Source organism: Desulfovibrio ferrophilus, from assembly GCF_003966735.1.
GTDB classification, from domain to species: domain Bacteria; phylum Desulfobacterota; class Desulfovibrionia; order Desulfovibrionales; family Desulfovibrionaceae; genus Desulfovibrio_Q; species Desulfovibrio_Q ferrophilus.
Map to the genome: position 1 here is coordinate 1636999 of NZ_AP017378.1, position 10110 is coordinate 1647108.

At 54.2% G+C, this 10110-nt stretch carries 6 protein-coding genes and 1 tRNA gene; 5 read left to right on the top strand and 2 right to left on the bottom strand.

Annotation, left to right across the window (positions count from 1 at the left end; genetic code table 11):
* Positions 1 to 35: 35 nt before the first annotated feature.
* Entirely contained in the window at positions 36 to 935 is a 900-nt protein-coding gene (locus EL361_RS07595; RefSeq protein WP_126378183.1) for a phosphoribosylaminoimidazolesuccinocarboxamide synthase, read from the top strand.
* 218 nt (positions 936 to 1153) lie between these two features.
* Entirely contained in the window at positions 1154 to 2227 is a 1074-nt protein-coding gene (locus EL361_RS07600) for an NAD(P)H-dependent flavin oxidoreductase (protein WP_126381353.1), read from the top strand.
* Between the two features lie 200 nt (positions 2228 to 2427).
* Here EL361_RS07600 and EL361_RS07605 read toward each other — a convergent pair whose 3' ends face one another.
* Positions 2428 to 3777, bottom strand: a complete 1350-nt coding sequence (locus EL361_RS07605) for a Na+/H+ antiporter NhaC family protein (RefSeq protein ID WP_126378185.1) — start codon at positions 3775 to 3777, stop codon at positions 2428 to 2430.
* Between the two features lie 333 nt (positions 3778 to 4110).
* Here EL361_RS07605 and EL361_RS07610 point away from each other — a divergent pair, with 333 nt between their 5' ends.
* The 3 genes from EL361_RS07610 to EL361_RS07620 all read left to right on the top strand — a co-directional run bounded on the left by EL361_RS07610 (position 4111) and on the right by EL361_RS07620 (position 8100).
* Positions 4111 to 5217 (top strand): DegT/DnrJ/EryC1/StrS family aminotransferase, encoded by a 1107-nt coding sequence (locus EL361_RS07610; protein WP_126378187.1) that lies wholly within the window; start codon positions 4111 to 4113, stop codon positions 5215 to 5217.
* Positions 5218 to 5585: 368 nt separating this feature from the next.
* Positions 5586 to 5677 (top strand) — tRNA-Ser (locus tag EL361_RS07615).
* 287 nt (positions 5678 to 5964) lie between these two features.
* Positions 5965 to 8100, top strand: coding sequence for an adenylate/guanylate cyclase domain-containing protein (locus tag EL361_RS07620; protein WP_126378189.1), 2136 nt, complete (start codon positions 5965 to 5967; stop codon positions 8098 to 8100).
* 70 nt (positions 8101 to 8170) lie between these two features.
* Here the strand turns inward: EL361_RS07620 and EL361_RS07625 are convergent, their stop codons facing one another.
* Positions 8171 to 9886 carry a methyl-accepting chemotaxis protein gene (locus EL361_RS07625; protein ID WP_232034903.1) on the bottom strand — a complete coding sequence of 572 codons (1716 nt, stop codon included), beginning with the start codon at positions 9884 to 9886 and terminating at the stop codon, positions 8171 to 8173.
* Between the last annotated feature and the right edge of the window lie 224 nt (positions 9887 to 10110).

Genomic DNA, 10110 nt, shown 5'->3' on the forward strand with positions numbered 1-10110 from the left:
TAAGAGATGGGCCACCACACGCCAAGGAGAGCACCATGAACATCGTCACCCAGACAGACATCAAGGAATATCCCCTTGTTTCTCGTGGCAAAGTCCGCGACATCTATGAAATTTCATCCGACGAGCTACTCATCATCACCACCGATCGCATGAGTGCCTTCGACGTGGTCATGAACGAGCCCATCCCCCACAAGGGAGTCATCCTGAACATGATTACCCTGTTCTGGATGGATAAGTTCGCGGACATTGTTCCCAACCACCTGATCGAACATGACGTGACCAAGTTCCCTGCGCCGCTGGCACCTTACGCTGACGACCTGGAAGGCCGTTCCGTCATCGTCAAAAAGGCCCGCCCCCTGCCCATCGAGTGCATTGTGCGCGGCTACATCACCGGCTCCGGCTGGAAGGATTACCAGCGTACCGGCACCGTTTGCGGCTATGATCTGCCCGCGAATCTCCAGGAGTCCCAGCAGCTCCCGCAGCCGCTCTTCACTCCCTCCACCAAGGCAGATCTGGGCGAACACGATGAAAACATCACCGTGGACCAGGCCATGGATCACGCCGGACGTGAGATCGTGGAACAGGTTTCCAAAATCACCCTGGATATCTACAAGGCCGGTAGCGAATACGCAGCCGACAAGGGTATCATCATTGCCGACACCAAATTTGAGTTCGGCATGACCGATGCTGGCGTCATCCTCATCGACGAAGTGTTGACACCGGACTCCTCGCGATTCTGGCCCCAGAAGGGCTACGCCCCCGGTGCATCCCAGCCCAGCTTCGACAAGCAGTACCTGCGTGACTGGCTGTCCGCACAGGACTGGGACAAGACGCCCCCACCGCCGACACTGCCCAATGAAGTCATTGACCGCACCCGGGCAAAATACGTTGAAGCGTACGAATTTCTCACGGGCGAAGCATTCCCTTTTAAATAAGCTGGTGCTAAATACCTAATAGGCCAACCGATGAAACCGGTGGCGCAGGAATAACAATCCGGGCAATCCGCCTGGATCATACTAAAACGGTGACAGCATTGCGTACGCAACGTGTGTCGTCGTCTCGCAACATGAGGAACATCATGAAACTGCCTGAATTCAAAATGCCCGAACTCAAGATGCCTGAGTTCAAAATGCCGGAAGTGAAGCTGCCCGAGCTGAAAATGCCCGAGCTGACCATCGGCGACCTCGTGGCCAAAGTGCCCATCATCCAAGGTGGTATGGGAGTGGGAATCTCCCTCTCCGGCCTTGCCTCGGCCGTGGCTAACGAAGGTGGCATTGGCGTGATCGCCGCTGCCATGATCGGATTCCGTGACAACGCAGCAGCCAAGGACTCCGAAGCCCACGTCAAGGCCCTGACTCGCGAACTGCGTGCCGCTCGTGACAATTCCGACGGTATCCTGGGCGTCAACATCATGGTCGCCCTGACCAACTTTGCCGACATGGTGCGCACTTCCGTCAAGGAAGGTGCCGACATCATCTTTTCCGGCGCAGGCCTGCCCCTGGACCTGCCCGGCTACCTGACCGATGGAGCCAAGACAAAGCTCGCGCCCATCGTCAGTTCCGGACGCGCCGCCAAAATCATCACCAAGAAGTGGTTGTCCAAGTTCGACTATCTGCCCGACGCTTTCGTGGTTGAAGGCCCCAAGGCTGGTGGCCACTTGGGCTTCAAGGTCGAACAGCTTGATGACCCTGACTTCCGCCTCGAAAAACTGGTGGAAGAAGTGATCGAAGCCGTCCGCCCCTTCGAGGAACAGACCGGACGCAGGGTACCTGTCATTGCTGCCGGAGGCGTCTATGACGGACAGGACATCAGAAAAATGCTCCAACTTGGCGCCTCGGGCGTACAAATGGGAACCCGTTTCGTGGCAACTCACGAATGCGATGCGGACGAGCGCTTCAAGCAGTCCTTTGTGGATGCCACCGAAGCCGATGTGGAAATCATCAAGAGCCCCGTGGGACTTCCCGGACGTGCCGTGCGCAGCAAGTTCATTGACGCCGTCCGCGCTGGCAAGCGCAAGCCCTTCCGCTGCCCCTTCCACTGCATCAAGACCTGCGACATTGAAAAAAGTCCGTACTGCATCGCCAGTGCCCTGACCAATGCAGTCAAGGGCAAGCTGGAGCATGGTTTTGCCTTTGCCGGGTCCAATGTGCACCGGGTCAAGGAAATCATCTCGGTCCACGAACTCATCGCATCGCTCAAAACCGAATACATCGGTGCGCGCGCCTAGGCACCCTAAAGTTCCGAAGGTTCACACCTGCTCCACCACCGATTAGCCGAGGGCCTCAGACAATAGTCTGAGGCCCTCTTTTCGTTACTCGCTTTAATGAAGATTGTGTTTGCTCCACGCCCACTGTTTTCGATTAGGCTGACGCTGATTCACAGCAACTCTTTGATTGGCAGAAACACCCTAGAGTAGAGACTTTTGCTTCAAACATATTGATCTTGTTTAGCCATCTTCTCATGCATATGCGGCCATCCAGTGATGATGGCTGCGATGGAAACCACAGCAAGAATCATGCAGTACCAGTTGTTAGCCACCACAGCTACCGGGGATATTCCGGCGATGGACCCCGCAAGAAGAACCTGTGCAGCATACGGCGTCACGCCCTGAACGATGCAGGAAAAAATATCAAGCAAGCTGGCGCTACGGCGAGGGTCGATGCCATTGTCCGTGGCAATTTCCTTCGCCAACCCACCCGTAAGAATAATAGCTACTGTATTATTGGCAGTACAAGCATCAGCAAGGGAAACCAGAACCGCTATACCAAATTCGCCAGACCGCCTTGTGCTTGTCCTTTCCTTTGACCGAGTCAGGCTGTTAACGCGTTCAAGCAACCATTGCAGCCCGCCATTGTATCGGATGAGTTCGCCGAGACCGCCAATGAACATCGAAAGCACAAGGATTTCATGCATGCCGGTAAATCCAGCGTAAATATCCTGCGAAAACTTGAGCAACGAATAGTCGGAAACAGCGGCAAGCCCGACAGTACCAGCCAAGACGATACCCGAAGCAAGCACAACAAAAACATTAACTCCGGCAATGGCCAGCCCGAGGATAACCAAATATGGGAGAACACGAATGAGCTCCCAGTCTCCGGCATGAGAGACTCCCCCCGACGAGCCGAAGACAGCAAGGAGCAGGAGTGTAACCAATGCTGCCGGCAGCACAATGCGGACGTTCATTTTAAACTTGTCACTCATGGCGCATCCCTGGGTGCGCGTAGCTGCAATCGTAGTGTCGGAGATCATGGACAGGTTATCGCCAAACATGGCTCCACCGACCACTGTACCCATGAGCACGGCACTGGAAATATCGGTTTGTTGCCCGACGCCAGCAGCGATGGGCGCAATCGCAGCAATAGTGCCCATGGAGGTGCCCATTGCGGTAGCGACAAAGGCAGCGATAGCAAAAAGACCGGGCAAAACCATCTGGGGAGGGATAAAGGCCAACCCGAGGTTAACCGTGGCGTCAACACCGCCAATGGCCTTGGCAACCGAAGCGAACCCTCCTGCAAGTAAATAAATCATGCACATGGTGATGATATTGATGTCACCCACACCGGACAGAAAAATGGATATCTTTTTATTCAATTTGCCTTTGCCCATGGCAAGAGCAAGCGCCACGGCCGGCAGGATGGCGACGGCGGCTGACAGTTGATAAAAAGCCATGGTTCGCCCTTGTGCGGAAAGAACCGCGCCAGTGCCTATGAAAAGAATTAAAAAAAGAATGAGCGGCAGTAGCGCACGGCCCTTGGGTGTTTCGTACTGTTGAGTCATTTCAAATCCCTTTGCATTGCAGATCTATGGCGCATTGTCGCCACAATGCGCGCTAAACAATCAGGAGTTAGGCATGGAGAAAATACAACCATGCGAGCAGCTACTTAGGTAATGGGCTTGAGCATGTCCACCGTTTTCACCTGGGATCTGAGGTGCCCAGAAATGTTCAGGAAGCCACGTATGCCATTGATGACGACTAGACGAGATTGGATTCCATAAAAGAGCATTCCCGAAGGTGCTCCACAGTCATCAGTTCTTCATTTGCATTCCGGTCGGGGCGCGGGTAAATGTGGGTCTCGCTCTTTCCCGAATTCAACCGGAGAAAATAATCCGATGAGCATACCATTTAATAATCTCAAGGCCCAGCTTGCCCCCCAAGAAGATGACCTACGCGCTGCTTTCGAGCGTGTTTTGAAACGCGGCTGGTACCTGATGGGACCAGAAGTCAAAGCCTTTGAGCAGGAATTCGCCGCATGGGTAGGCACCAACCACTGCGTATCCCTGAATAGCGGGACAGACGCTCTGGTGCTGGCCCTCAAGGCACTGGATTGCGAAGGTGGTGAGGTCGTCCTGCCTGCGCACACAGCTTTGCCCTGCTACCACGCCGTACTCGCCGCTGGTTGCATCCCCGTCTTCGCCGAGGTGAACGAACAGAGCTATTGCATCTCACCCCAAAGCGCTGCACGCCTGATCACCGATCAAACCCGTGCCGTCATCGGAGTTCACCTCTACGGCCACCCCTGCGACCTGGATGCTTTGGAAGACCTTTGCCACAAGCGTGGCGTGGCTTTCATCGAAGATTGCGCCCAGGCTCATGGCGCGGCCTCGGGCGGACGCACTGTGGGTACTGTGGGTGATTTGTCTGCCTACAGCTTCTACCCAACCAAGAATCTCGGTGCCCTGGGTGACGCGGGAGCCGTCTGCGGATCGTCTGCCGAGGCTGATCAGGCTCTGCGCCTGCTGCGTCAATATGGCGAATCGCAACGCTACGAATGCACCGTCCCCGGGGTGAACAGCCGCATGGATGAACTTCAGGCGGCATTTCTGCGCGAACGTCTGAAACACATGGATCGCCTCACAGCCGAGCGGCGAATGCTGGCGGATATTTATGATGAAGGCCTGTCCGGTCTCCCCGTCATCACTCCGGCTGTGGCCGAGGGCTGCGAGCACGTCTACCACCTGTATGTCATTCGCAGCCAACGCCGGGATGAACTGGCAGCGTTCCTTGCCGGGCGAGGCATTGGTACCGGGCTGCATTACCCCATCCCCGGGCACAAGCAAGCCCTATTCACCAGCGGCAATGCCCCCTACCGGGCCGATGAACTGGCCCAGAGCGAACAGCTCGCCGCTGAAATCCTGAGTCTACCTCTGTTCCCTGGCTTGGCGCCCGAACAGGCAGACGAAGTCTGTTCGGCCATCCACGATTTCCATCAGAGCTAAGGGAGTTCAAAGGAAAGGTTGACCTCTGCCCAGAGGGGCTTATCTTCTTTGAATATAGGTCGCCTCCCCGGGAAGCGATAAACTGCCAGCAAGGAGTACCCATGGACAGCCTGCTGAACATCTTGATCATCGTCGGCATCTACATTGTGCTGACACAAGTCATCCTGCCCAAACTCGGTATCCGGGGCTGAGGTCCTTCCTCAGAGAGCTGCAGTTGGCAGCCCAAAGACAAGAAAGACAAAGACTCCTCCGCCCCTCCCCCCAAGGATTAGACTCAATAATCCGGTACTAATTCAAGTGCCGGATTATTTTTTGGACTTTAGGGCTTGCCAACCCACCGTGGATTGGGTAAACAAGCACTCCTTCGCGGAGAGGTGTCCGAGTCCGGCTTAAGGAGCACGCCTGGAAAGCGTGTGTCCCTTCACGGGGACCGGAGGTTCAAATCCTCTCCTCTCCGCCACGAAGAATTCAAAGCCCCCTGAAATTCAGGGGGCTTTTTCTTTGGCTAATCCCACAAATTATTCACCCCTTTGTTCCGCCACAACTCATAACTTTTCTGCATATTACCCCTCTTTCCTTCGACAAGCATGGACATAGAACAAGCTATTCGTGTAACGGTATAAAGGCTGATATTTTCTGCATTCGGCCACAGCACGAATTTTGGGAAGCACAAGCGGTCGCCAACGTCGCTTTCACGACCAGCAAGGCTCCCGAGTACGCAGTCATCATTTCTTCGAGGGGGAAGTCATGCTCGACAAGCGGTTCAAGCTTTCGTTTCGGGTCAATATTCTGATCCTCATGGTTAGCCTGATCTTATTGTGCGGAGGGGTTGTCACCGTTGTCGCCTATTCTGGAGGCAAAAAATCCGTTCAATTCATGGCCGAACAACTCATTGCCAAACACAAGGACGGCATCGTTGTTAATGCCTTGCAATATGTTCAAAAAGCCGAGGGGACCCTCTCGGTCTATCAGGATATGGAAGCCGCCGGGGTCTTCCAAAATCTGTCCATTGTTGACCGCAAGCTCTATTTCACCAAGGCTCTGCGCAACAGCCCCGAGTTTTCCAATTTCTACTACGGCGACGAAAACGGCACATTCCTGATGGCCAAACGCATGCCGGACAATAGCCTGAGTTTCTGCTTCCTGTTCCGGGACGAGATCAACGCCTACTCCTCCTGGTTCCATGAGGAAGCCAAGTGGGGCGTCAAATACCCCACAGATCAAACCATTATCGAAGCCAAGGCTTTCGACCCCCGAGACCGCCCATGGTATCTGGATTCTGTCATGAAGGGATCAATTACATGGTCCGATCTCTATATCTTTTCAAGCGATGGTCAGCCCGGCATCACCTGCTCTATCCCAACCTTCGACAGCAGCGGTCGCGTCACCGGCGTCTTGGGAATCGACATCAACGTTGCCTCTCTGTCTGAATTCATGAATCGGTCCAGCGTTCTGGACTCCCACGCCATGATCATCACCGAAGATGGCAATATCGTCGGTATGACTGGCAAACGCGGCTCCAACGTCTTTGCCGTAACCGAAAACATAAGCGGCAAAAATCAAACACGCCCCCTGAACATCAACGATATCCAGCACAATGTGTTTGCCAAGACATGGTCATCCTTCCTCAACGCCCAATCCGAAGGGGACACAACCGTCCAGCAGGCCGCCCTTGATTTCAATTTCCTTGGAGAAAGCTACCTCGCGGCAGTGGCACCGTTACCCAAGGACATTCCATGGAAGTGGGACGTAGCTGTTGTCGTCAATCAGGACGCCTTTATGGGCGAGGCCCGGCGCACGGCCATGTTCACTCTGGGCATCAGCCTTATCCTAGTACTCACCGCGGTTCTCGCGGCTCTGTTCTTCTCCAGCAAAATATCCAAACCTATCCGGCAACTATCCGGCAGCATGGGCCGTATCAAGGATTTCGATCTCGAAGCTGTCCCTCCGATCCAGACCATGGTCAAGGAAGTGGACGAGATGATCGAAAACTACGGGCAGATGGTCAGCGGTCTGCGGTCCTTCAAAAAATATGTGCCGGCCAACCTGGTCAAGCGGCTGATCACCATGGGGGAGGAAGCAACCATTGGTGGTCAAACCCGGGAACTGACTGTCTTCTTTTCAGACATTGCCGACTTCACTCGCTTATCCGAATCCATGCAGCCTCAGGAACTCGTAGGCCATCTTTCGGACTATCTGAGTGAATTCAGTCAGGTCATTACGGCTCGCAAAGGCACCATCGACAAATACATCGGCGACTCCATCATGGCCTTCTGGGGGGCGCCAGAATCCATCCCCAATCATGCCGAACTAGCCTGCAGGGCCGCCATTGAATGTCGGAATCTGCTTCGGGAACGCGCTCAAAGCACCAACGGAAAAACGCGCCCGGCCTTCCCCACACGCATGGGAATCAACACCGGGGAAGTGACAGTGGGCAATATTGGATCAGATGATCGGATGGACTACACGGTCATCGGCGACAACGTGAACCTTGCCAGTCGTCTCGAAGGTCTGAACAAATACTACGACACGGGAATCATCATCAGCGAGTCCACCTATCAGGCCGCCAAGGCCAGCATCGAAGTCAGGCCTCTGGATTATGTGATCGTCAAAGGCAGAACGCAGCCCGTTCGCGTCTACGAACTGCTGGCTATGCAGGGCGAACTTGGAGCCAATGAGGCTAGACTGGCGACCCTATTTGGTGAAGGATTCAATCTCTATCTCCAGCGACAATTCGCAGATGCCCAGAAATGCTTTGCTGAAATCTACCAGACGAACAAGACGGACAAACCCGCCATCATCTATCACAATCGCTGCCGCACATTCCTGGAAACCCCTCCTCCACAGGACTGGAATGGAACCTTCCAGATGAAGAGCAAATAGCACAACAACGACAGAACGCCCGGCTCCAATGGAGTCGGGCGTTCCCTTTGAGCGATGCAATCGTTCCTGTCTATCCTTCCTTCAATTCCTGAATCAAATCATTCAGTTTGACCAACTGCTCGGTCAATTCCTGAACAGCTTCCGCGGTCTGGGTCACACCCTGCGTCGTCTCCTGAGTGATGCTATTGATTTCATCAATGGAGCGATTGATTTCCTCGGAAGTCGCTGACTGCTCCTCGGCTGCAGTCGCAATCTCCTGAATCTGATCAGCGGAAATCTCCACTCCGTTGACAATCTCTCCCAGCATCTCTCCTGATTTGTTGCTGAGCTCCACGGCCTCACTCAGGTCGCGCACGGCAACATCCACGGATTCAATATTCTGCCGAGCCACATCCTGAATAGCCCGAATGGAGTCGCCAACTTCCTTGGTGGCTCCCATGGTCTTCTCAGCCAATTTTCGCACCTCGTCTGCCACCACGGCAAACCCTCGGCCGGCATCACCAGCCCGCGCAGCCTCAATGGCAGCGTTCAAGGCCAACAGATTGGTCTGGTCGGCGATATCCTCAATCACCGTCATGATTGCCCCAATGGAATTCGCCTGGTTACCCAGATGATCCATATTGCTCTTCAGGGCTTCGGTCTGCTCCTGAGTGACGCGCATGGACTTCACGGATTGCTCGACAGTATCTGCCCCTTCCTGGGCCTTGTCGCGAGCAACGGCACCCACCTCTGCAGCCTGACCGGAATTCCGAGCCACTTCGAGTACCGTGGCATTCATCTCTTCCATAGCGGTTGCGGTTTCCGCAATACGCTGACTTTGCAACTCGGCTCCCTGGCGAATCTCATTGGACTGCGCAGAGATTTCCTCGGAAGCCGCAGCGACCCTGGCAACAACGACTTCCAACTTGTCCGCAGCAGCACGCATGCCTTCGCTTTTGGCGCGTTCAGCCATCTGCCTCGCCTCGTTGGCTTCATCAGCAGCCTGCCGCGCGACCTCGGCTTGCTCTTCGGCCTGACCGCTCTTGATCTCGATTTCCCTGATATTATTATTCAAGGTCTCCAGCATGAGGTTGAGAGCAGCCTCCAGTCGGGTGATCTCATCCCGACCACGGGCTTCGACCGTCACATCCAGATTGCCTTCAGCAACCTCCTGTGCCTTGGCTGTTGCGTCTCGCAACGGCCGAAGGATACTGCGCACTATCCCCACGGACAACGGCAGCACAATAAAGAAGAACACTATCCCTACGGTCACTCCAACCACAGTCAACGCGGATTGAAGAATAGCGCCGAGCTTCTCATTGATTCGAGTTCGCTCCGCCTCAATGGCATCGATGTAGATACCAGTAGCCACCCAAAAACTAGTCCCGGGTATCATTTTGGCAAAGGCCAGTTTCGGGCTCGGTTCAGGTTCACCCGGCTTATTGAACCAATAAGTCACAAACCCGCCCCCAGCCTGAGCCTTGTCATTCAACAGTTTGATATACTGATTGCCCTTCTTGTCCTTTTTCTCCATACCGGGCTGGTCGTTGAATTCAGGACGCAAAGGATGCGCCACGGTGTATCCTTTGGTATTGTAAATAAAGTAATACCCATCCCCATCGAAACGAACAGGCTTGATGGCCGCACGCAACGCTTCAACAGGATCTGCGCCAGCCTCATTGGCGACCTTCACGACCTCGCCAAATTCCGATGCAATGGTTTCGACGGAAAATTGAAGCGTTCGCTCATAACCCGCCAGCATAACCCCTTCCGTCTCAACAAGGGATTCATTCTGGACCTTGGTCATATAAATCGCCAGGGAACCTCCGACGGCCAAGGAAAACAGCACCATAAAAACCAGTAAAAAAACAATCCGCTGTGCAATCGTAAATTTTCTCAACATGACACACCTACTTCCCAGGATAATAACGATAATGATAGACTATAATATCATATCCTTGCAGAAAAATGCACCAAATAATCCCCAAGGGTATGGCGCCACCGGCATGTATTGAAAAAACTTGTTCATTA